Source organism: Methylophaga sp. UBA2496, assembly GCF_002341635.1.
Taxonomy (GTDB): Bacteria; Pseudomonadota; Gammaproteobacteria; order Nitrosococcales; family Methylophagaceae; genus Methylophaga.
Window position 1 is genome coordinate 63,740 of the sequence record NZ_DDOK01000004.1, and the last position, 25,145, is coordinate 88,884.

The window sequence follows — 25,145 nt, forward strand, 5'->3', positions numbered from 1 at the left end:
CGAGAAGTTTTGTTAAATATCACACCTGCCCAAATTGGGCAGGTGTGATTCACATTTGCATCCATGCCTAGGCGTTTTATAGCTTATTCAAAACGCATCAGGCGACTTTTCTGGCATGCCTTTGATGCAAAAATTTAATCACTTCAGAACGATAATGGTTGTAATCAGGGTTATCCGCCAGTGCCAGTCTTTGTCTTGGTCGGGGAAGTTTTACCTCCATAATCTCGCCTATACTGGCCGCCGGACCATTGGTCATCATCACAATTTTGTCAGATAGGAGCACGGCTTCATCGACATCATGGGTGATCATGATAACGGTGTTGTTTAATTCTGACTGAATTTCCATCAGCGAATCCTGCAAATGCGCCCGGGTTAACGCATCCAAAGCACCGAATGGCTCATCCATTAACAACACTTTTGGCTCCATCGCCAATGCCCTGGCAATACCGATACGCTGCTTCATACCACCGGAAATCTCTGCTGGCAGTTTATCCCTGGCATGCGTCATATGCACCAGTTCCAGATTATGCGAGGTCCAGTCACGAATCTGCTGACGGTTACGGGTTTTGCCAAACACTGATTTCACCGCCAGTTCGACATTCTGATAACAGGTCAGCCAGGGAAACAAGGCATGATTCTGGAACACAATGGCCCGATCTGGTCCAGGTTCATTGACTTCCCTGCCTTGCAGAATCACCCCCCCCTCTGTCGCCTGATACAAACCACCGACAATATTCATCACCGTGGATTTACCGCAGCCGGAATGGCCAATTATACTGACAAACTCACCTTTGTTGATTTGGATATTCACATTGTCCAACGCGCGAAACGGTCCATTAGCCGTTGGAAAATCAATGCTGACATGATCGATATTTAAATAACTAGCCATTTTCATATTCTCCTATCGAATATTCGCGGTTTTGTCGTATGAGAAAAATTTCTGCAGTGTGAGCATAATGCGATCCAATACAAAACCAATCAGACCGATTGCCAGCACCGCCACCATAATCCGACTGAGCGAATTGGAACTGCCATTTTGAAACTCATCCCAGACAAACTTACCCAGGCCCGGATTCTGTGCCAGCATTTCTGCAGCAATCAGTACCATCCAGCCAATACCCAGAGAAATTCTCAAACCGGTAAAAATCATCGGAATAGAGGAAGGAATAACGATCTTCCATACCGTGGTGAAATAGCCTAGTCGTAACACCTTGCCAACATTCAATAAGTCACGATCAATAGATGACACACCGACTGCAGTGTTAATCAACGTTGGCCACAAAGAACACAACATGACGGTGATCGCCGAGGTAATAAAGGATTTGGAAAACATCGGATCGGCAGAAATATACACCGCACTGACCACCATGGTCACAATGGGCAACCAGGCTAACGGTGATACAGGTTTAAAAATCTGAATCAGCGGATTGATGGCGTTGTAAAGATTCTGACTCAGGCCACTGACAATCCCTATTGGTATGGCAATCAGACTGGCTAATAGAAAGCCAACAAATACGGTAAACAGACTGGTCCAGATTTGATCGACAAAAGTGGGTCTTCCCGTAAAGTCCCGAACCCGAATCTCAGCTTCCGGGTTTTTGGCCAGCTTTTCCGCATTGCGTTCTGCCTGACGCTGATAAAAGTCGCTGGCCCGTTGACGTTCGGCCTGATGCTCCTGATTAAGCACCTTAACCTGTTCCCAAACCTGAACCGGCCCCGGTAATTGTCCGAGACTGGTATCCACTTTAGCCGCGCCTACATGCCAGAACATTAAAAAAGCCAACATGGCCAGTAACGGTAAACCAATCATTTTGACCAGCTGTTGAAACTGGAACCCGGCCGGTTCCCCACCGGCGATTTTCGCCAGTGGTACGAACCAGTTCAGCCCCGTCATTTCCAGAAAATATATAAATTTATCTTTCATAGAGTTCATCTTTGTCCGTGTTATGAAAAGCAGGCGATTAATCCGCCTGCTCCTCTCCTTTCAGGCCAATAGCAAATTTTTCCAGGTAAGCATTAGGTGCTGTCCCGTCATATTCAATGCCATCAATAAACTCATTCTGTGCCGGCTTAAAACCGGTTTCAGTCGAAAAATCAGGAAAATCGGCTGCACTTAACTTGCCCTCTTCAATCAGTTCCATTGCGGCAATCTGATAAATGTCCGGGCGATATACCTTCTTGGCCATATCGGTGTACCAGCTATCCGGTTTGGCCTCAGGAATCTGTCCCCAACGGCGCATCTGTGTCAGATACCAGATAGCATCACTGTAGTATGGGTAGGTCGCGTTGTGACGGAAAAACACGTTGAAATCCGGAATATCGCGTTTATCGCCTTTTTCATACTCAAAGGTACCCGTCATGCTATTGGCAATCACATCATAATCGGCACCGACGTAATAGCTCTGGGACAAAATCTCCACCGCTTCAGGACGATTGGCATTGTTCTCGGCATCCAGCCAATGTGCAGCACGAATCAACGCTTTGACCATGGCGATATGGGTATTGGGATGTTTATCAGCCCATTGCTGGCTAACACCAAAAACTTTTTCCGGATTATTTTTCCATATTTCATAATCGGTAATGACGGGTACGCCAATCCCCATAAATACAGCTTGCTGATTCCAGGGCTCACCCACACAGTAACCATCAATGGTGCCAGCTTCCATGGTCGAGGGCATTTGCGGTGGAGGTGTGACAGATAACAAAGCCTCTGCCTGGAGTTGACCGCTGCTGTCACCTTTATGCGGGGCATAATAACCGGGATGGATACCACCAGCCGCCAGCCAGTAACGTAATTCATAGTTATGGGTCGATACGGGGAACACCATGCCCATATTGAATGATTTACCTTGTTGCCTGAATGATTCAATGACCGGCTTCAATGCCTCAGCAGTGATTGGATGCTGTGGATTCCCATCTTCCTGCATGGGAATATGGGGTTTCATCTGCTCCCAAACCTTATTGGAAACGGTAATGGCATTCCCATTCAGATCCATACTGAATGCCGTAATAATGTCAGCCTGGGTGCCATAGCCTATTGTCGCGCCAAGGGGCTGGCCGGCCAGCATGTGTGCACCATCAAGTGCACCATTGATCACACCGTCCAGCAATACTTTCCAATTCGCCTGAGCTTCCAGGGTGACGTACAGACCTTCATCTTCAAAAAAACCTTTTTCCTGAGCAATCGCCAATGGCGCCATATCGGTGAGTTTGATAAAGCCCAGACGAAGGTCTTCTTTTTCCAGTTCTCCGGGGGCGGCAACTAATGCAGAGGAAAAACTGATAGCAGTAGTTATCGCAACGGCAGACAGCCATCGACGCATAGGTTTTGAATTCTTATGGGGTAAAGACATAGTTAGCTCCAACTTAAAACTGTTTAGTTCAGACATCTGTTAATAAGATGATGCGAAATAAACAAGTCATGGGACAGAAAACGGCGGCGTTGCCCGGATACCAGAAAAAATCCATTCCGGTTACAGTTTTCAATCCAGCATTGGATTGTCTTGAGTCCACATTGCAGTTAATATGCCAACTACATACCTATTTAGAAAATCATATATTTCAGTTAGTTACAATAGATCCCTATATAGCTCATTGCTGCAACTTGCGTCGATTTGGGGCTAATTAAAATGTCTGGCACCCAGATGGTGCAACACCAGACAAATTTATTGATTTGCTTCAGGTTTGGGGATGAGTTTCCAGCAGGTTTGCTGTGGCCAGCACCTGTTTTGCCAGCATAGCCAGACGCATGTTCTGGTTCATCGCTGTAGTGCGTAACAGACGATAAGCCTCATCCTCACTGCACTGACGCTGCTGCATCAACACACCCTTGGCTCGATCAATAATCTTGCGTTCCGCCAGTTTGGTTTCCAGTGATTGCACTTGTTCACGCATCGTTTGTTGTTGCAAAAAACGATTGCGTGCCGTGCTGAGTAATGGCAGCACCCGATGCGGTTGCAAACCATCAACCACATACGCACTGACTCCAAGCTGAATGGCTTGTTTTTCGACCTGTGCATCATAGGTATCCGTAAAGATCACCACCGGCATGGGTTGCTGCCTGAGCAACATATCAACCAGCGCCATCATGTCACTGTCGCAGTTTCGCACTGCCAGAATGAACATGCCGGTGAATTCGAGTTGTTTCATCGCAAGTTTAGGAAGAGAAGCCGACTGGTTGGTCACCTCGAACATGGTGCCGTTCAATTGTTCGACTAATTGCTGTGCAATATCTGACCGATCGCACACCAATGTGGAATTAAAACTTTGTGTTGTGATGTCAGTTGAGTTTCGCATGATTATCCGCAGCATAATTAATGATAAGAGAAAACACATTGAGTACCGTTTCAATGGCACGGGTAGCCGTTTTAAAAAAATCATCGGCTGATAACGTAATGGCGCCTTCCATCAGCACTTGTTGATCTATCGTCTGTAATAACAGAGCAGTATCACGCTCAATTTTGTCGCTTTGGCCCGCAAGTATCTTTAACAAATCCTTATTCCGAATCCCACCCATTTCTCTAAGCAGTTCAGCAATTCTGCCGTTGGCAGTTAAACGTTGAAAAGACAACATCATGGTCTCAGCACCACCGCCCTGCCCACGGGCACACAAGGTTGATCCCACAGCACGGATTTGTCCCAGGGTTTCAGCCGCACGCAGTGTATCTAGGCAGAGTTCGGACAAACGGGTGATGTTATCTAGCATGAAGTGATGCAGATTGTATAAACGACTGAGATCATCAAACAACGACAATTGCCCGTCAATCATGGCATTGTGCTGACGAATAACCTGATGTGAAGTGAGTCTGCGTTCCTGGATTTGCTTTTTAAGACGCGGCCAGTGATCGACAAACGACAGCCATTGCGGCAGTGTTTGCATATCGGTGTTTTCGCTGGCCTGAATAAATTGATCAATTTCTGTTTGCAGGAAAACCAGCTTGCCTGCGAGGGAGGCATTACCAGCACAAACCGCACTGCTGGTTCCGCGATGTTGCTGACTGAGGTCAATTAACTGCTTGAGACGAACCAATTGTGAAATGGCATGTTTTACACGCCGTTGATCACGAACACTTACCGTCCATTGTTTGGTAGCGGCGAAGCATGCCGCTACCGTTAATGCACCTGCTATGGTGGGGTTGACTATCATAGTCTGACTCTCAACTAATCTTTATTCCATTATTCCCAGCTGAAAAGATAACCAGCCATTAGGCCCAGTGGAGAAATCAACACCAAGAAAAGCAGTTTGAAAAACTCTTTCATCAAATAGAAAAAATCAACTAGGTATCCCATGGTTGTAGCCTCCTTCTTTGTGTGGCAACACAAGGGACATTGCATAAGCTGTGCCAGAGGAAAACACTATATTTTTCAATATATTAAGAATCACCCAAGTCACACCATGCATTAAAATGGGTTGCAATAAACAACGAGTTGCTTATTTTTGGTGCGAAAACCCTGGGTCTGCTGATCTTTCAGATCCACCTCTGCCGTAGGCTATTTTTTTGTCGAACAAGGCGAAAAAATCGTCTCGGTCCTACGGGGTATGGCTGAAAATACAACACTTATGCCCCCCGGATGAACGGCATTGCTCCTGCCTTGACTGGTGCATTTTCAGTCCTAACAGAGACTGATCTGAAAGAACAACAGCCCCTGGAATAAAGGCAAAAAAAAAAGCCAGCCCTGATCAGGGCTGGCCTGGCCAACAATCAGCCGAGGAGATATCAGAATTTAACTTGTCCGTAGACCCAGAATTTTTCCGTATCCACCAGCGATGGAAACTCTTTATCTGCTTTGTAATCAGCGTATTTCACACCCACGGTGTAATGCTGATTAAAGGTTTTTTCAAGCAGGATATCCAGCTCATTTCCGGCATCCAGACTATCCTGATCAGTCTCAAAGTCGTGATATGAAACAATCAGTTTAGCGCCGAAAAATACATTGCCAACCACGGTCAGATAGGTATCTTTGAGTCCCTGTGCCGGTGTAGTCAGGAATTGATCTGCCCAGCCCTGAAACGCATGATTGGTGCCCAGCGGCGTTTTAAAACTGTCTGTACCATCACCTTCCTGAACTTCATAAGACAGTTTGGCCATCCAGCCTTTATGTTTGGCACCGAGTTCTGCCAGATAATAATCCTGATCATCCATCGTCCCGCTTTTATAGTCGCTCTGACGTGCATATTCAGCGGTATAAATCAGATTCCAGGCATCATTTATCGCAGGGGCACCACTGAATCGCACACCAAGCGTTTTAGAAGATGTGGCCTCAGCATCTTCATACTCCAACAAATAACCATAACCTTCGAGCTTGCCAAATGGTAGACCACTGTACTGGGCATTAAACAGATGTGCTTTCACATCAATCACACCATTTTTAATGATGCCAAAATCACGATCATCACCAAAAATGGTATTGATTTTATTTACAAAAGCATAGCTCAGCTGGGTATCAGGTAATGACTTGTTCTGGATGGAAAATGCATCAAACGTCTGATGATTCTGCCGCCATAGCACATTACCGATATAACGATGAAATGGTGCATCACGATAAGTGATTTGCTGCCGACCAAATTTTGCCAAGGTATCAAAGCCCTGATAACTCAGATAAGCCTGGTTTACTTCAGTACCATCCGGATCAGCGACCACCGAATAGTCGGTTTCACCATTGGTCGTACTGTTGTAGTTATCGCCACCTAAATCGGTCACATTCTCAAATTCAATAAAAGCTCCGAAACCGTTTAAACGACCGGTTTCATAACCCAACGTTGAACGCACGGTAAATGCATCGGCATCTTTCAGGTCATTATCCTGTTTGACTGACTCATAACGGGCACGGGCGGAGAAACTGACTTTACCGCCGGTCAGTGCTTCCAAAAAACTGTCTTTCTCTGCAGAAACTGCTGTGATTGGTAATGTGCCAATCAAGCTCGCCATCAACGTCGTTGCAGTATATGTAGGTAATTTTGACATGATCTTTCCTTAACTTACGGGTCGCGGAACCTTGGTTCGGCAACCGAAATATCAAAAAATAAAGATTGATTTGCCACGTCGTTGTGGCTGCATACGCGCAGGGCGGTTCAGAGTGGAAAGCATCATCGTAAATGCAGACCGCTCGTCAATTTTTTCAGGCAGAAACAAGTCTCTGCCAACAACCGTCAGGAGTTTGCTAACAGCTGTTTTAATTCGGGAATGCAGGATCCACAGTTGGTTCCTGCTTTGAGACAACGGCCGATATCTTCCACAGATTTGGCCTCACCTTGACGGATTGTGTCTTTAATTGTGGTTTCACCTACACCAAAACAGGCACAGACCATTTTTCCCTTATCCTGTTGTCCAGGTCCCGGACGTCCCGCCAGCAGACTTTGCCGGGCAGCTCCATCCAGGGTTTCTTCAGTAAATAATTGTGACAACCAGCCGCGCTCCGGCAGATGATGGTCCGCCGCCAGAAACATCACCGTTTGTAACTGATTATCGAGAATATTGGCGGCACGATAGCGCCCCGCTCGCTGATCACTGAATTCCAGCCATTCACCTTGTTGCTCGGTAAGATTCTGAATCCACTCAAGTGGCTGTTCCACCCAATTTTCACCGGCCAGTTCATAACGCCAGAACTGCTGGCCTTTGACCTTCACCCAATAGGCTGTTTCAGTGAGACTCAAGGGTTGGCGAGACAAAATAAAACCATGCCAGCGTGGTAAAAAGGGTCGTACATTCACCGGGGTATGTTTAGATTCGGGCTGACCGGAAATCGGATCGGTAATCGGTGCAACCAGGGTATCGACACGCGCTTGTGAAGCAAATTGTCCATTCCAGTGAATCGGCACAAAAATACTGCCCGGCCGTTGTTCCTGAGTTAAATTGACCCGTCCGGTCAAACGTCCCCATTTGCTCTCGACTTGTGCCAATGCCTTGTTCTGGATCTGCCAATGCCCGGCATCTACCGGATGCATGTCAATCATCGGCTCACTGATATGGGCATTGAGTCTGGGTGCCCGACCGGTGCGGGTCATGGTATGCCATTGGTCCCGAATGCGACCGGTATTAAGCACTAACGGATACACATCATCCACTTCGTTTTGTGGGTAATGTGGCTCCACCGCAATCATTCTGGCTTTGCCGGACGCTGTATAAAAATGATTGTCGGTAAACATCCGGGCGGTGCCTTGCGGGGCATTATCGGTCACCGGCCATTGAATAGGTTGCAGGGCGGCATATTCCTGTTCGGTGATATTGGCCAGCGCGCTGATATCAAAATCCCGCTGCCCCGCATTTTCAAAGGCCGATAACCTTGCATGTTCACGAAACACGTCTACCGCCGTTTCAAACTGGAATTGCTCGGCAAAGCCCAGTCGTTTACCGACTTCTTTAAGCATCCACCAATCGGCTTTGGCTTCTCCGGGAGCCGGTAAAAAAGCCCGCTGATGACTGATACGGCGTTCTGAATTGGTGACCGTGCCATCTTTTTCACCCCAGCCCAAAGCGGGTAACAACACATCGGCAAATTCGGTACAGTCGGTTTGTTTTTCAATTTCGGAGACAATAACCAATTCGCATTGTGTTAATGCTCTTTTGATCTGATCGGCATCCGGTATGCTCACCACCGGATTGGTTGCTACGATCCAGACAGCCTTGATGTCGCCACGCTCGATCGCCTGAAACATCTCAATGGTTTTATGACCGGCGGTTTTGGTGAGCCTATCGGTGTTCCAGAAACGTGACAAGCGTTCATGATGTTCCGGCTTGTCGATTTCCATATGGGCTGCCAGCTGATTACTCAGTCCGCCGACTTCCCGTCCGCCCATCGCATTGGGTTGTCCGGTGATGGAAAACGGCCCCATACCGACTTTACCAATACGGCCAGTGGCCAGATGACAGTTAATAATGGCATTACATTTATCTGTACCACTGGTCGATTGATTAACGCCTTGCGAGAATAATGTGATGGTTTTTTCGGTCGAGGCAAACAATTGATAAAACTTCGCCACATCTTCTTCTGACAGTTCTGTCTGGCGTGCTACCTGAGGGATGTTCGCCGCTGTTTTGCTGGCCGAGTCTAATGATGAGGCGAAGCCTTCCACATGTTGTTCAAGATAATGCCAGTCCACGCAGTCATGCTGTTTCAGATAATTCAACAATCCGTTAAACAGAAATGCATCAGCACCAGGACGTAATGGCAGATGCAGATCGGCGATATCGCAGGTGGCAGTTTTGCGTGGATCAATCACCACCACTTTCATATTGGGTCGATTCTGTTTGGCCTGAGTAATTCGCTGAAACAATACCGGATGACACCATGCGGTATTCGAACCAACAATCACCAGCAGATCAGTCTGCTCAAGATCTTCATAACTGCATGGCACGGTATCACTGCCAAAGGCCCGTTTATGGGCGGCTACTGCCGAGGACATACACAAACGTGAATTGGTCTCGATATTGCCGCTGCCAATAAAGCCTTTCATCAGCTTGTTGGCCATATAGTAATCTTCGGTGAGGATTTGCCCCGACACATAAAATGCGACCGAATCCGGGCCATGTTCATCAATGATGTTTTTCAACTTGTCACTGACATGATCCAGCACGGTATCCCAGTCGACCCGCTTGCCGTTTATCTGAGGATATAACAGACGGTTATCCAGCCCGACGGTTTCACCCAAAGCAGAACCTTTGGAACACAAACGCCCTAAATTCGCCGGATGTGCCGGATCGCCTTTTATGGCAACTACACCGTCAGCTTGTGGTGCAGCCAATACGCCGCAGCCGACGCCGCAATAGGGACAAGTTGTTTGTGTTGCTTGTTGTGCCAACAGTCAATCCTCAGAGTGAGATGTAAATCAGGCCGTCTTCGACTTTGGTTTCAAATGCACGGGTACAGCCTTCATCCGGGCCAGTAGCTTCCCCACTGCTTAAATCAATAACCCAATTATGTAATGGGCAGGCGACCCGTTTGTCGTAAACAATCCCTTGCGATAAGGGGCCTTTTTTGTGCGGGCACTGATCAAACAGGGCAAACACCTCATCTGAGCTGGTCCGAAAAATGGCCACATCCCCATCCGGTGTGGTCATCACGCGTGAGCCCTTTTTCGGTACGCTCTCTACCGGTCCTACTTCAGTCCAATTTTGCATCTGTTCAACCTACTTGCTTGATGGGAATATAATTTTCACGCTGTTTGGCCGCATGTTCTGCCCATGGATCATCCTGTGACTTTTCCTGTGACTCATAAAAACGCTGTGCCAATATTTTGCGGTTATCGTGATCGTCAACCACTTTAGCCTGTACGCTTTTCAGACCGACACGCTCAATCCATGGCGCGGTACGTTCCAGATAGTGAGCATCTTCACGGTAAAGCTGCATAAAGGCCGCGCAGTATTCCATCGCTTCCTCTTCAGTAGCGACTTTGCACAGGAAATCGGTCGCACGAACCTTTATCCCACCGTTACCGCCGACATGCAGTTCATAACCTGAGTCCACACAGACAATACCAAAATCTTTGATGGTGGCTTCAGCACAATTACGCGGACAACCCGATACAGCAATCTTGAACTTATGCGGTGTCCATGAACCCCAAGTCATTTTTTCGACCTTGATGCCCAGTCCGGTTGAATCCTGTGTACCGAAACGACACCATTCTGAACCGACACAGGTTTTAACAGTACGTAATGATTTACCGTAGGCATGGCCCGAGACAAAACCGGCTTCACTCAGATCCGCCCACATTTTCGGCAGATCGTCTTTTTTCACACCGAGTAAATCAATACGCTGACCACCCGTAATTTTGACGGTGGGCACTTTATATTTATCGGAGATATCGGCGATGGCACGTAATTCATTGGCATTAGTTACCCCGCCCCAAATTCTGGGTACCACCGAATAAGTGCCGTCTTTCTGAATGTTGGCGTGAACCCGTTCATTGATAAAACGTGATTGCGGATCGTCCTGATAATCCGGCCAAGTGCTGAGAAGATAATAGTTCAACGCCGGACGGCAAGAGTGACAGCCATCGGCAGTTTTCCATTCCAGCGCGGTCATCAGATCCGAAATGGTTTTTAATTCCTGTTCTTTAATGGCGTTTTTCACTTCACCATGACTCATGCTGGTACAACCACACATAGCTTTTTTGCTCGGTGTGTCATTGAAGTCACTGCCAAGGGTTGAGGCAAGCAATTGTTCGACCAGACCGGTACAGGAACCACACGATGCCGAAGCTTTGGTGTGCGCTTTCACTTCATCCAGAGTAAACAGGCTGTGTTTGCTGATGGCTTTGACGATATCGCCTTTACAAACACCGTTACAGCCACAGATTTCGGCATCATCGGGCAGGCCATCGACAGAGTTTGTCGCACCATGACCGGAATCACCAATATGATGCTGACCAAACAGCATGTTTTCCCGAATGCTGGACACATCGGTGCCATCACGCATTAACTGGAAGTACCAGGCACCATCAACCGTATCACCATATAAAACGGCACCAATCAGTTTGTCATCCTGAATGACCAGCTTTTTATAGACATGGCGGGCAGCATCTTTGAATACCAGGTCTTCAGTGCTTTCATCTCCAATAAAGTTACCTGCAGAAAACAGATCAATGCCGGTGACTTTGAGTTTGGTCGACGTAATGGAGCTGACATAACGGGCAATACCCATTTGAGCCAGATGATTGGCACAGACTTTTGCCTGTTCAAACAACGGTGCTACCAGGCCAAATGTCGCACCACGATGTTGCACGCATTCGCCGACAGCATAGACTTTAGGATCGAAGGTTTGCATGGTGTCATCGACCACAATACCTCGTTCGCAATGGATGCCGGCAGACTGGGCTAATTCTATGTTCGGACGGATACCAACAGCCATAACGACCAGATCGGTATCGATTTCTGTGCCATTTTTAAAGACGACTTTTTCAACCCGTTTTTTACCTTCAATCGCGGCTGTTTCGTGCGACATCAGGAAGTTAAGCCCTTTGGCCTGCAATTCATTTAACATCAAATCTGATGCCGGTTTATCCAACTGCTGATTCATTAATACATCTGCGATATGTACCACGGTGACTTCCATGCCTTGAATCATCAAACCATTCGCCGCTTCCAGCCCCAACAGACCGCCGCCGATAACCACGGCTTTTTTATAAGATTTGGCCGTCTCCAGCATGTTATCAACGTCAGCGATATCGCGGAAACTGATAACCCCGGGAAGATCACGGCCTGGCAATGGCAGCATGAAAGGACGAGAACCGGTCGCCATCAACAGACGATCGTATTCAAATACTTCGCCTTCTGCGGTTTCCACTTGGCGTTTGACACGGTTGATATGGGTAATTTTTTTACCGGCATGCAAGGTGATGCCATTATCAACATACCACTGACGGTCATTAATCATGATTTGGTCAATCGTTTTATCGCCCGCCAGCACAGGTGACAACATGATGCGATTGTAGTTACCGTAAGGCTCATCACCAAAAACAGTGATATCGTATTTTTCAGGCGCTAACTTCAGTAATTCTTCCAGTGTACGAACACCGGCCATACCATTACCTATCAGCACTAACTTTTCTTTCATGGATCGCTCCTGCATTTCGATTAATCATGCTTGAGCAAGCACTGTGCCAACAAGTAACCTTTTAATTTTATTGGAAATTAAATTTAAACAGGTAAGTAGGATGCAACTTTGTGGTGCAAAACGGTGCACTACGCACAAAGATGGTGAATTAGAGATCGCTTAATAAACGGTAATACGATTACGACCTTTATTTTTTGATTCGTACATAGCGTGATCACAGCGCTCAATCAGATTATCCATGCTTTCACCCAATTGATACTCGGCCACGCCGGCACTGATGGTCACACTCACAGTTTCATCCTTAATCCGAATCTGATGTTCACTGACAGCTTCACGTATTGTTTCGGCCACTCTTGCAGCATGTTGCTGATCACAGTTTTCCAGCAACAATAAAAACTCTTCTCCCCCCCAGCGACATAAAGTATCAACATCACGTACTTTCTGTTTTATCAGTCGACTGACCGACTTGAGCACCTGATCACCAAACTGGTGACCGTATTTATCGTTTACCATCTTAAAATGATCGATGTCGAGCACAATCATGGATAAAGACCAGTCCTTACGCAGTGCGGTTTTTTGTGCTTTATTGAATACCCAGTCAAATACCTGTCTGCTGGTGGCTCCGGTTAATTTATCTTTGGTGGCCATCATCTCCAGACGGCGCTGATAACCGCGTAAAGTAAAATGGGCAACCAGCAACACGCAGATGCTGATTGCCAGGGACACAGCAATATTGATCCATAAAGCGGTTTCAATGCGATCGGCCGCCGGGTCATTGATTTGTTCAACAATCAAGAACCAGTCAAACTCGGGTACCAGACGGCTGTTTAAATAAATAGTGTTACCGTTTTTGGCTGCATAAGTTACAGAAGCACTGGGATTACTGAGGATCTGCAGAAATAACTTATCTAAACCGTCTTTATTTTGCAGGTAGATATCATTCTGAAACTGACTGCTACGCAAGGTGATTTCGCCTTGACGATCAACAAAATAGATTTCCCGGCCATAGCGTCGCTGATAGTTTTCAATTAACTCTGCCACCGATTCCATTGACAGGCCGACCCCAGTGACACCGACTAACTCACCTTGTTGATTCATCACGCGATAGTTGACAAAAATACTCATGCGATTGGGTTCTGCAGTATCCCAGTCGATATTGATATCGTAATCGGTATTGATCTGACGGGTTTTAAAAAACCAGCTGTCAGCCGGGTCAGTCTCATCAACCTGCTTAATAATGCCCTTTGGATGGTAATAGTTACGGGTTTTTTCTGAGACAAAAAACGCGGTAATCGTATTGTATTTACGCTGAATCTGCGCCAGATAATCTGAAAGTTGCTGGGGATCCTGTTCACCGGTCTCGGCCCAGTTAATCAGAAAAGTATCATTCGCCATCAGTGAAGAAATTAATAATGGCTGTAACAGATCACGCTGGATTTCAGAATAGATGTTATCACTGGTCAGCGGCAGCATCTGCTTTTGCAGCTGATCACTGGTGGAATCGCGGGCAACGAAATAGCCAATCAGACTCGTTGCCATAAACCCCAGCAAAACCAGTGAACTGATTGTCAGCGTGAAAAGTCGTTTCCGATTCTGCATTCCTGGCGGCTCGTTATAAAACAAAGTTTTCAATCATAGAGAATCTGCAAACATAATCCTAGGGCTTATTTATCTTTCGTATCCACCACTGCTGGCGGCTATTTTTCCGTCTTACAAGGTGGAGATGAAAGATCAACAAGTTCTAATGGTTTGTTGCATATTGAGATTTTGAAGCCGTTATCTCACCAGGTTGAAAAGCGCTCATAATCGATTGAATATATTCATAGATGTCTTGGTAACGTGATCTGAGTGAATGCAGGTTTTGCAGGCCACTTTGTTTTTTCCCAGCCTGGTAGAGTTTGAGAGTCATGGTTAACAGATGATGAAAGCTTCTGTATTTTTCTTTCAGAATTTGCAGGCTTTCCATATCAATTAATTGGAGGTTTTCAGTTCGGTCCAACCAAACACCACAGTGAGATTGTTTGATCGAGATAATTGGACATAAGTTCACATCATCCAGCTCCGCTTCAAAACGAAGCTCGACACTTTCCAGACTCAATTGTAAATACAGACAAAACAAGTTTAATTGTGTCCATTTAATATGTTGCCGACTATCGCGGTAACTGAGCCAATCCTCAGGCAATGTAAATTGCTGCTGCCAGTCAGCAATGTGTGCAGCCGGCATCGGTTTCGCAATCACATAGCCCTGAGCAAGCTCGCACCCCATGGACAATAATATCTGCCCATGTCGCACTGATTCGACGCCTTCGGCGATAACTTCCAAATCAAAAGATCTGGCCAAAGCAATCACGCCTTCCACAATTTTACAATCATCGACATCGGCCAGCATATTGCGGACAAACGTCTGATCAATTTTCACAGCGGATACTGGTAGCGTACGGATATGGCTAAGGGAAGAGTAACCTGTACCAAAATCATCCAGCACCGTTTTGATATTGAATTCTTCACGGCAATGGCGGACCACATCAACAATCAGGCTGAGATCATCCAATGCATGACTTTCCAGAATTTCAAACTGGAAGTACTGTAAATCCACTGTTGGAAACTCAGCAATGATCTCATTAAGTCTTTGTAAAAATCCATTACTCCCCAGATGATAAGCTGACAGATTGATACTGATATGCCATGGTTTTGACTGGGCCTGCCATTGCTGTAAATAGTGTAAAGCCTGCCGAATGACCCATTCTCCTAACTGTATTTCCAGTGAGGTGCCATTGATTAATGGCAAAAAATCTTGTGGGAACATTAGTCCGTTATCCGGATGTTGCCAGCGAATTAATGCTTCAAAGCCAATCACTTCACCGCTACACATATTGATTTTCGGCTGCAGGAATAATTGAAATTCGTTCTCAGTCAATGCACGCCGGATAGCATATAACTGTTCGTTTTTTTCATCCCGCCAGGCTTCATTACCTGTTTCGTACATACGGAAAGTTTTCTTACCATCCAGCTTGGCTTTATAGAGGGTTTGATCAGCATGCTCTATCAAGGTCTGCATGGAGCCCTGATCAAACGGATAAACGGTATAGCCAATCGAGGCACTGATGCGGATGGTTTTATTTTCAATTTGATATGGCCGGCTCAACTCGTCGGTTAACCGGTGCAGTAATTGCTCACAATCCTGGCGATTTTTAATTTCGCCAAGCAGCATGACAAATTCATCCCCACCATAACGGGATACCGTATCATCCTGCCGTAGCATTGTCCTGATACGTTGTGCGACTTCAATCAATAATTCATCACCGGCGTTATGACCGAGTTCATCATTTACCGGTTTGAAATTATCAAGATCCAGGAAACATACGGCCAATAGAGTCTGCGTTCGGTTGCTGTGGGCGATGGCCTGTTCAAACCGATCTGCCAGCAGATTGCGATTAGGTAAAGCTGTCAACGCATCGTAATGTGCCAAACGTTCCAACTCGGCCTGATGCTGCTTGAGCATGGTAATGTCAGAAACCAGTCCAAGATGGAACAATTCACCGCTAAGCGGATCGATGCTGCGATGAATTGTCAGTATCTCGGCATAAAACGACCCATCTTTTTTTCGATTCCATACCTCTCCGCGCCAGAAACCGTTTTCAGACAGGCTTTGCCACATTTCACTGTAAAAGGCTTTAGATTGTTTACCCGAGCTAAGCAGATTGGGTTGCTGACCAATGAGCTCGTCCTTGCTGTAACCGGTTATTTCGCATAGGGTATCGTTTACATCCACGATAATATTATCGGCATTGGTGATAATAATGCCTTCATGCACCCGATCAAACAGCAGTTCCAATAGCGAGTGTCTTTGATGTTTAAGTAAGGCGCTCACAAATAAAATCCTTATACTAAAACCATATATTTATTAGGGTTTTTAGCATAGCTTTTATCGCTTAAGCAAATTTTTGAAACGAATCACTGATAGCCATAAAAAAAGCCAGTCACATGATGACCGGCTCTTTTCTTCTGAGAAATACAACTTAATTTATTCAGCCATATTCCAGATATGTGAAACGACTTCCCATTCGCCCTGATCACTTTGCTGCAGGACAGTCATTAAAACACCATTAAATGTCATAGTTTCGCCCTCTTCACCTTCGACATCGGCAGACCAGTTAGCTAATTGACTAACCTGACCTGCTGAAGAATAAGTGGCAATGGTCGTAATCTTATGGTTGTGCAAGCCATTGTCAAAAAATCCCTGAAACAATGCGGCGATTTCCTGCTGCCCGTTTAGTACATTGCCGTCACCAGGGGATAATGTGGCTTGTGAAGCATAGAGATCAACTAACGCGTCAATATCGCTATCATTAAAAGCAGCATTCCACTGCTCATTCGCAGAATTAACAACTTCCTGCGCATCATAATCAGCTGTTGGATTACTGCACGCACTTACCGTCAGGATAAGCAGGCTCAGTGGTAATAAACGATTTAATATTTTCATGGTTACTCCTTTGTGGATTATTTATTCAAGATAGGATCATCTTCAAAAACATGCCGTCGTTGATATATCTTTTCCAATAACGACATCAGGTTAAGCGCTTCAGTTTCGGTCAGCGCCTGCATTAATAAATTGACTCGTTGATAATACCCCGGCATCACTTCATCAAGTTTAGCCTGGCCCTTAGCTGTCAAACGTATCAAAATCTGACGTCTGTCCCGCCGGCCATGCACCCGGCTGATTAATTTCTCGCGTAACAGACCATCCAACAAACCCGTCATCGTAGCGCGCGACACACCGGCTTTTTCAGCAAGCAAGGATGGTGTTGAACTCAGATCATCCTCACGCATAAGCAATAACAAAACCCACCATCGACCCTGTAATAAGTCATATCCAGCCAGATAGCTGTTCAGTCCATGCGATAGATCTGAACCTACACGCAGCAGATTCAAAAAAGTCATCACACTTTTAATATCAGTTTGCGGGTAACGATCCGCAAACTTCTGCAATATCTCAGCGTTGGGAATATCTTTAACTTGTAACATGTAAGCAAGCATATAGTTAGCTACCTAACTATGTCAAGGCTAATTCATTATTTAATTCAATGATATATTTGAGCCAGAAATTCACCCTATTGTTGACCGGGATCGCACAATTGTTTTGTAACTATCAAAAATTCTTCACTGATCGGCGTTTATTTTCTGTCATTTGCCAATGTAGTCTTTAAACGGTGTTCTATGTCCGATAGCTCCCTTTTCAGATTCTGTTCCCCGATTAACGGCAAATTATGGCTTTACACTGTAACGGTGATTATCCTCACGCTGCTGATTATTTTTAACAATTATCAACAACAGTTATCCGCTTACTCTTCGCAGGCCAATCAACAAATTGCTCAACGTAATCAATTGCTGGCTTTGATGCAGACCCAGCTGCTGGAATCCAAACTTGAAGCCATTGATCAAACCCTGAAACTGATCAGCTCGCATCCTGATTTTATAAACCATCCAGAGCCCCACACCTACCTGCTGGAGCAGTACTCCCGAAACAACCCTGAAATGCAGGCTTTATTGCATATTAATGCTGATGGTTTGTTACGGTTTCCCCAGCATCAGAGTAGCCAGCTGGATTTATCGGGGCGCGACTATTTTAAAGTACATCAGGCTTTAAAAACGGATAGTGTTTTCACCTCAAAACCCATGTTGCCCGGACGTGGACATGAAGATCCGGTTATGGTTATCAGTCGTGGTCTTTATGATTCTGATGACAAATTTCAGGGTGTGATTGCCGCAGTTATCGATATTAAAACCTTTTCACTTGCACTCAGTGGGATCAGTGTGAATGCCCAATTGTTTTCATCGATTGTGCATGAAGAAGGTGAAATAGTATTCCGTGTACCGTTCCGGGATTTTGAGGCCGGACAAACAATGGACTATGTTAAAGAACACACCGAAACAGACAACCTGCCCTTAACTGGTGAAGGCATTTACCAGCACGGCAGCAGCAATTATCAGTTTGCATACCAGACACTGCCTAAATGGCGGCTCCACGTATTTGTTGGTGAGAATCGTGCCGTAGTAGATGAGTTGATAGCTCACTACCGATTTTCGCATCTGCGTAACAGTGCTCTGACCGCTTTTTCATTAATTGTGCTGATCCTCACTTCTGCCTGGTTAATCCGGCGTCGTCTGGAAACCAACCAACAGCTTCTCGAAAGTAAAGCCGCCCTTCAACAGAGCTATCAGCGCAATCAGGCCATTATTAAAGCCATCCCTGATCTGCTGTTTACCATTGATAAAAATGGCAACATCATTGATTTTGAACAAGGTGATGGGGTGCCATTGCTGATACCGGAACAAGACTTCATCAACAAGCATATCAGCCAGACTTTACCTGACTTTCTGGCACAACGGACATTACTGGCGCTGCAAAAAACCCTGGGCACCGGGGAAGGTGATTATTACGAATATGAGCTGAATATATCGGGCCAGCAACATTTTTTCATGGCGCGAACATCCCCGATCAATCAGGACAGAATGCTGGTCGTGGTCATTGATATTACCGAGCGTAAAAAATCCGAAAATGCGCTGCAATGGCAAGCCACGCATGACAGTCTGACGCAATTACCCAATCGGGTATTGTTTTATGATCGTCTGAATCAAGCCATTGTTGAGTCTGCAAGGTATAAGCAATCATTTTGTCTGCTTTATATTGACCTGAATGATTTCAAAATGGTCAACGATACATACGGCCACCTGAATGGAGACTTGTTATTGATTCTGGTGGCACAACGTATTCGGGAAACAATTCGCGAGTCAGACACAGCCGCCAGACTGGCAGGAGATGAGTTCGCTGTTATTCTCAGTCACAGCAATATTGAAGAAGCCCGACAAGTCACCGACAAACTTCGTCAGCACTTATCAATTATTTACGAACTGAATGAAGGCATCATGTTAACGATTAGTGCCAGTATTGGTATCGCTTGTTACCCGGATGATGGTAAAGATGCCGATGGGCTGATTCTGTATGCCGATAACAATATGTACCATGATAAACGCTCATCCTCGTTGTCTGTTTCTTAAGTCAGACAGAGCATTAAAGACTGATGTAAGCTGATGACTATGAACTCAAAGATTGAAAAACTCGGCCTGCGGCTCAATAAAACCATTGATGGAATAGATCAGCAAGCCAGTAAATGGGTCGCGCGCAGCCTGGATAAACACCTGAGTATTGGCATTACTGGTTTCAGCGGTAGTGGCAAGTCCACTTTTATCACCAGTCTTATTCACCAGCTTAAATATTCCAACCATGCCCATTTAGGTGGTTTCCTGCCTGCCAGAGATGAACGCTTACTCGGTGTGGAGTTACAGGCGTTGGATGATTTGCCTTTGTTTGATTATCAGCAGGGCATCCGGGCATTAGCTGATGATCCGCCACTCTGGCCGCCCTCAACAACGCATATAAGTGGCTGTCGTCTGGTCATTGAATACAAAAAAAAATCCATGTTGCCCACGTTTACCGGAGAGACCCGGCGATTTACCCTGGAGTTGCGTGATTACCCCGGAGAGTGGCTGTTGGATATCGCCATGTTGCAACAGGATTATCGTCAATGGAGTTTGGACACTGCCGCATTATGTTCGAAAGGGATCCGTCACGGACTGGCGGAAAATCTGGAAGCCGAATTGAATACGCTGGATCCGCTCGCGACCTTTGATGAGCAGCAGATTAATGAATTGTTTGTCCGTTACCGGAATTTTCTGGTGACCTGCAAAACAGCCGGGCTGACCTTTATCCAACCCGGACGGGCATTATTGTCTGACAGCAGAGACTTTCCGGTGTTTATCCCATTATTTAATCTGCAAACGCTTTCAGAACAACAATTGAATAAAGCGGCCGATGACTCTTTATACAAAGTCATGGAGCAACGTTATAAAACCTACCTTAAAGCGTTTGTTCAGCCTTTTTACAAAACATTTTTTCGTGGCATAGACCGACAGGTAGTATTGATAGACGTATTAAAAGCATTAAGCGGTGGCAAGGAAAAATTCGACGATATGGTGATCGCATTCAGTCGAATTATAGACTGCTATCGTGTTGGCAATAATGCATTCCTTAATCGACTGTTCAGCCCTCAGGTAGAGAAAATTCTGTTTCTGGCATCTAAACCAGACCGGATTTTAATGAATCAGCACGAATCCTTACGTCGGCTATGTGATGAAATCATTAGCCATATCTGCCCGCAATCGATCAGAAATCGTATTGAAATTGAAACCGAAATTGCTGCAGCTGTTCGCAGTACCCACGATCACAGTGATCACCTGACAGCCCGATTGCTGGATGGTCAATATGGTGAACTGCGTCATCCGCCTATTCCGGATCAACTGCCTGATGCAACGCAATGGCAGCAATTATCGCAATGGAATCCACCTGTTCTGAGAGCGCCAGTAAATCCTGATTTGTTGATTGGCGGCCGTCTGGCGCATATCCGCATGGATAAAGTGCTGCGTGATTTGATTGGAGATAAATTTTAATGACTTCCACAGACGATTATTTTAAATCCAGACCCCAGCAACAGGCACCGCACACTTCGGATAAAACCGAAACTTTTTTCAAGGTAATTGCTGAAAATAACGAAACGATACTTCCCGATTCGGTTGAAGCCGATCCATTGCTTGATTTTGACGATAGTTTGCTGATTCCAGCCCGGCGCAACCGCGGTTTAAAGTGGTTGATCATCACGCTGTTTATTGTATTAATCACTATGCTGGCGTGGGACATTGCTGATTTTGCTCAAATGCTGTGGCAACAAAGTAAAGTACTTGGAATAACATTCAGTGCTTTTGCACTGTTTCTGGCTGGCTTGGTGATGCAGCAATTACTGGTGTTCCGCCGAAACCAGAAACACCTTAAACAGGCAGATCTGATTCGGGAAGAGGCTGCACGATTAAAGCATGAACAACATACTGGCAATGCAAAAAAATGGCTGCATTCGCTGGAAAAATTCTATCAGGACCAACCCCAGGCTGAAATGTTAACGCCTAGTATTAAAAGGCTGCCGGATTATCTGAATGATAGCGAAGTGGTCAATCGTATCAGTGAGGATTTTTATAAACAGCTCGATAAACAGGCCATCAGCATTATTGAACGAACCAGCATAAGCAGTGCCGCACTGATCGCCGTCAGCCAGCTCGCTGTAGTAGATTCGTTACTGGTGGTTTGGAAAACACTGAAAATGATCAATCAGATAAATATCGTTTATGGCGTAAGATTAAATCGTCTGGCTCAATGGCGTTTAAACCTTCGCGTCGCCAAAATAGCCTTGGGCAGTTATGCCAGTCAGGCCGGCATCAGCTTTTTCTCTGAACAGGTGGGTATCGGACTAGGCGGCAAAATTCTCGGCAGCGTGGCACAGGGATTTGGCGTGGGTCTTTATCAGGCCAGAATTGGTATCCATGCGATGCAACATATCCGGCCAATTGCTTTCTCCAGTGACGAAAAACCCAAACTGAATATGTTCGCCAACCTGTTACGCAGGAAATTAACCAAGCTGACAGCAGAACAGGATTCCGATTAACACTACTGTTCTGACAATTCCGGTTGAGAGAAAAGGTGATTTGAACCAAATACCTGCACCCCGTTGCGTCCGGCAGCTTTTACCTCATATAAAGCCATATCAGCCTTTTTGGTTAGCTCACTGACCGTCTCGGTTTGATCATCACCTGAAAAGATCGCGACACCGATGCTCAGTGAAATACGAAAGTCATGAGTCTGCACATGCAACGGCTCAGAAACCGCTTGCAGAATATGTCCCGCGACCTTTTTAGCATCATCCGGCTTTTTAATTTCTGTCAACAGAATCACAAACTCATCGCCACCCACCCGGCTTAACGTATCGGTCTGCCTTAAACAATATGTCATTCTGTCTGCTACCGATTTAAGGATCTCATCCCCCACATCATGTCCATGCTGATCATTTATCTGTTTAAAGTGATCAATATCAACAAACATGAGCGCAATGGGATATCCCACTCTTTTGGCATGGGCTAATGTATGGCTGATACGCTCGTCAAACAAGCGACGATTTGGCAATCCTGTCAATGTATCGTGATAGGCCATTTGACGAATGCGATCCGATTCGGATTTGCGAGCGGTTACATCTTCAATCTGTGAAATGAAGTGAATGACCTCGCCTTTTTCATTCCGAACCAGTGAAACGCTGAGTAAAACAAAAATCACATCACCGGTTTTATGGAAATAACGTTTTTCCATCTGATAGTGTTCGAGCTCACCATTGAGTAACTTTCGAACATAGTCCATATCCAAGTCCAGATCGTCTGGATGGGTAACATCGACAAATGTTTTATCCATCAACTCTTCTTCGCTGTATCCCAGCATACGACAGAGCGCGCCATTTACTTCTACCCAACGACCATCCAGACCGACAATCGCCATACCAATTGCTGCGGTATCAAATGCATTACGGAACCGTTCTTCACTTTGTTGCAGTGCCAGCTCAGCCTGTTTCCGCCATGAAATATCGGTTTTGGTACCAATGACACGAATGGGATTTCCCTGCGCATCACGTTCACCTACCGTGGCACTTCCCAGCACCCATTTCCAGCTGCCATCTTTGCTGAGAAGACGATGCTCATTACGATATTCCGGTTTTGCACCACTGAGCATACTCTTGATATCAGCAGATACCCTTTCGTTGTCCTCAGGATGAATTAAATTCATCCAATGCTCCATATCACCAATGATTTCGCCCGGAGCATAGCCCAGCATATCCAGTAATTTATCTGAAAACACCACAACATTATTGGCAACATCCCAATCCCAGACGCCGGCACCGCTACCCTCCAGAGCATGTTTCCAACGTTGCTCGGTTTCCAGAATCAATTTCTGATGTTGCCAGTCTTCGGTGATGTCGTAGCTTACGCCAACCAACGATAAGAGCTGACCCGCCTCATTAAAATACAACTCTGCAGAAGTGTGTAACATCCGAACCTCATCGCCATGATGAATTCGGAAACGGATTTCGATCGCTTTATGCTGTTGAATGGCTTTTTCTACAGCAACGCGAAAAGCAAGCAGATCCGCCTCATGAATCAACTTCTCAAAGCCACTGTAGTCCAATCGGTCGGATCCGGCTGGCAAACCAAACACCGTGCTAGCCATACTGTCGAACAGTATGACATTGGTTTCCACATCCCACTCCCAAATCGCGATTTCAGCGGCTTCCGTTGCCAGCGCCAGACGCCGGGCATTCTGCCGGTATGATTGAGTCATTTGAGAGGCTATACGAATGGCATTTGCACGGCTTTTAGCAATTGCGGCAATCACCAAAGCAAATAATAACGAGATAACACTGCCGATTAGCCAGGTTATTAAGCGGTTATTGCGTGAAATGGTACTGACAAACTCTTGATCAGGCTGACCAACAAAAGACCAGGACCGACCACCGACTTCATAACTTTTTTGCAAACTGAAGGATACATTGGATGTCGTTCCCGTTCGGGTGAACAATAAACCTTCCAGGTTTTCATCTGTATCGTCGTAGATATTGAGTGAACCGATATGTTTATGTGTCGCCAGTACATCCTGCATAACATCATCAATCCGAAACACCGCATAAACCCATCCTGAGGGAATAGTGCGCTGTTCTATTGCCCGTTCAGACTCACTGGGATCAATGAACACCGGCAGGTACATTAACAAGCCATTAATGGTTGAGGGTGAGCCATCCTGCTTCAAAGGAACCTTCTCGGTAATGGTGGCTCTGCCGGTACTGACCGCACGATCCATTGCCTGCTTGCGGGTGGCATCGGAATACATATCAAACCCCAGCGCCCGCCTATTTTTGTTGGTCATAGGTTCGATATACAGATTTGAAGAATATTGATCACGCTTACCATGCGGGTAAATGTCATAACTCAATAAGTCGGTTTGCCTGACGGCATTGATATGCGTTTGTTTTTGCTCTGGAGTCAGGGCAACAACGTAACCCAGTCCCTGAATACCCCGATAGTTTTCTTCGAGTTTCAGACTCTGATAAAAATTGGCAAAATCATTTCGAGATAAATCGGGCGCAACATAAAAAAGCCCCTGAGTTGCACGCAACATTTCCTCGTAGGCATTTATTTTTCCGACTACAGCATTGACAGCCTGGTTAAATGTCAGTGTATATGCGGCTTCGAGCCGAACATACTCTGTTTCGGCCATTTTTCCTGCCACAAAAAATGTCACGATCAAACCAAATAGAAAGGCCAGAAATGATGTCACCAGCGTAAAAGGTTTGAGTAATAAACTCTGATGAGTACGAATAGTCGTCAGCTCCATTAAAATTCAGATCCGTTGAATACTATGCTGTCCGTTATTATCGAAAAGCGGTTTCACTATTTTTGCTTAAGCTTTTCCTTACGCAAGATATGCAGAAATTCTACCTGTACAGCATAACAAAACCCAAGGAACTTCATCACATACCCAGTTTAACAACTGGCTATGTCCATGGGTGTTCTGTGCTTTCAAGTTTGCGTCAGCAGTGAACTGAAATCAGGTCAAACAAGGCGCAGCCAAATTAATTTATCGGGTATTTTTCTCAGTCTCGTCCGTTCAG

The 25,145-nt window shown here is 45.8% G+C and carries 17 protein-coding genes; 3 read left to right on the plus strand and 14 right to left on the minus strand.

Annotated features, from left to right (window positions below; genetic code table 11):
* Positions 1-97 precede the first annotated feature (97 nt).
* From B2W60_RS03490 to B2W60_RS03550, 13 genes are all read right to left on the minus strand, one after another.
* Positions 98-889, minus strand: coding sequence for an ABC transporter ATP-binding protein (locus B2W60_RS03490; RefSeq protein WP_292362598.1), 792 nt, complete (start codon positions 887-889; stop codon positions 98-100).
* Between the two features lie 12 nt (positions 890-901).
* Positions 902-1,924, minus strand: coding sequence for an ABC transporter permease (locus B2W60_RS03495; RefSeq protein ID WP_292362596.1), 1,023 nt, complete (start codon positions 1,922-1,924; stop codon positions 902-904).
* Positions 1,925-1,961: 37 nt separating this feature from the next.
* A complete protein-coding gene (locus B2W60_RS03500; RefSeq protein WP_292362595.1) occupies positions 1,962-3,353 on the minus strand; it encodes a CmpA/NrtA family ABC transporter substrate-binding protein in 1,392 nt (463 codons plus the stop codon).
* Positions 3,354-3,678: 325 nt separating this feature from the next.
* Positions 3,679-4,296 carry an ANTAR domain-containing response regulator gene (locus tag B2W60_RS03505; RefSeq protein WP_292362594.1) on the minus strand — a complete coding sequence of 206 codons (618 nt, stop codon included), beginning with the start codon at positions 4,294-4,296 and terminating at the stop codon, positions 3,679-3,681.
* The gene (locus B2W60_RS03510; protein ID WP_292362593.1) at positions 4,280-5,146 is read right to left on the minus strand and encodes a nitrate- and nitrite sensing domain-containing protein; all 867 of its coding nucleotides are present in this window, start codon (positions 5,144-5,146) and stop codon (positions 4,280-4,282) included. The genes B2W60_RS03505 and B2W60_RS03510 overlap by 17 nt, the downstream gene beginning before the upstream one ends.
* 571 nt (positions 5,147-5,717) lie before the next feature.
* The gene (locus B2W60_RS03515; RefSeq protein ID WP_292362592.1) at positions 5,718-6,965 is read right to left on the minus strand and encodes a hypothetical protein; all 1,248 of its coding nucleotides are present in this window, start codon (positions 6,963-6,965) and stop codon (positions 5,718-5,720) included.
* 185 nt (positions 6,966-7,150) lie between these two features.
* Positions 7,151-9,799, minus strand: a complete 2,649-nt coding sequence (locus B2W60_RS03520) for a nitrate reductase (RefSeq protein ID WP_292362591.1) — start codon at positions 9,797-9,799, stop codon at positions 7,151-7,153.
* Between the two features lie 10 nt (positions 9,800-9,809).
* Complete coding sequence (gene nirD, locus B2W60_RS03525; RefSeq protein WP_292362590.1) at positions 9,810-10,118, minus strand: nitrite reductase small subunit NirD; 309 nt, start codon at positions 10,116-10,118, stop codon at positions 9,810-9,812.
* A 4-nt stretch (positions 10,119-10,122) separates the two neighbouring features.
* Complete coding sequence (gene nirB / locus B2W60_RS03530) at positions 10,123-12,552, minus strand: nitrite reductase large subunit NirB (RefSeq protein WP_292362588.1); 2,430 nt, start codon at positions 12,550-12,552, stop codon at positions 10,123-10,125.
* 159 nt (positions 12,553-12,711) lie between these two features.
* Positions 12,712-14,151, minus strand: coding sequence for a sensor domain-containing diguanylate cyclase (locus B2W60_RS03535; protein WP_292362587.1), 1,440 nt, complete (start codon positions 14,149-14,151; stop codon positions 12,712-12,714).
* Between the two features lie 142 nt (positions 14,152-14,293).
* Positions 14,294-16,423, minus strand: coding sequence for a putative bifunctional diguanylate cyclase/phosphodiesterase (locus B2W60_RS03540; protein ID WP_292362586.1), 2,130 nt, complete (start codon positions 16,421-16,423; stop codon positions 14,294-14,296).
* A gap of 153 nt (positions 16,424-16,576) precedes the next feature.
* A complete protein-coding gene (locus B2W60_RS03545) occupies positions 16,577-17,035 on the minus strand; it encodes a YybH family protein (RefSeq protein ID WP_292362585.1) in 459 nt (152 codons plus the stop codon).
* A gap of 17 nt (positions 17,036-17,052) precedes the next feature.
* Positions 17,053-17,577, minus strand: coding sequence for a MarR family winged helix-turn-helix transcriptional regulator (locus B2W60_RS03550; RefSeq protein WP_292362584.1), 525 nt, complete (start codon positions 17,575-17,577; stop codon positions 17,053-17,055).
* A gap of 192 nt (positions 17,578-17,769) precedes the next feature.
* Here B2W60_RS03550 and B2W60_RS03555 point away from each other — a divergent pair, with 192 nt between their 5' ends.
* The 3 genes from B2W60_RS03555 to B2W60_RS03565 are packed head-to-tail and all read left to right on the plus strand — an operon-like array spanning position 17,770 to position 22,103.
* Positions 17,770-19,611, plus strand: coding sequence for a sensor domain-containing diguanylate cyclase (locus B2W60_RS03555; RefSeq protein ID WP_292362583.1), 1,842 nt, complete (start codon positions 17,770-17,772; stop codon positions 19,609-19,611).
* A gap of 39 nt (positions 19,612-19,650) precedes the next feature.
* Positions 19,651-21,060 (plus strand): YcjX family protein, encoded by a 1,410-nt coding sequence (locus tag B2W60_RS03560; RefSeq protein ID WP_292362582.1) that lies wholly within the window; start codon positions 19,651-19,653, stop codon positions 21,058-21,060.
* Positions 21,060-22,103 carry a TIGR01620 family protein gene (locus tag B2W60_RS03565; protein WP_292362581.1) on the plus strand — a complete coding sequence of 348 codons (1,044 nt, stop codon included), beginning with the start codon at positions 21,060-21,062 and terminating at the stop codon, positions 22,101-22,103. The genes B2W60_RS03560 and B2W60_RS03565 overlap by 1 nt, the downstream gene beginning before the upstream one ends.
* Positions 22,104-22,105: 2 nt before the next feature.
* On the opposite strand, the gene B2W60_RS03570 is transcribed toward B2W60_RS03565, so the two are convergent.
* Positions 22,106-24,868 (minus strand): sensor domain-containing diguanylate cyclase, encoded by a 2,763-nt coding sequence (locus B2W60_RS03570; RefSeq protein ID WP_292362580.1) that lies wholly within the window; start codon positions 24,866-24,868, stop codon positions 22,106-22,108.
* Positions 24,869-25,145 lie beyond the last annotated feature (277 nt).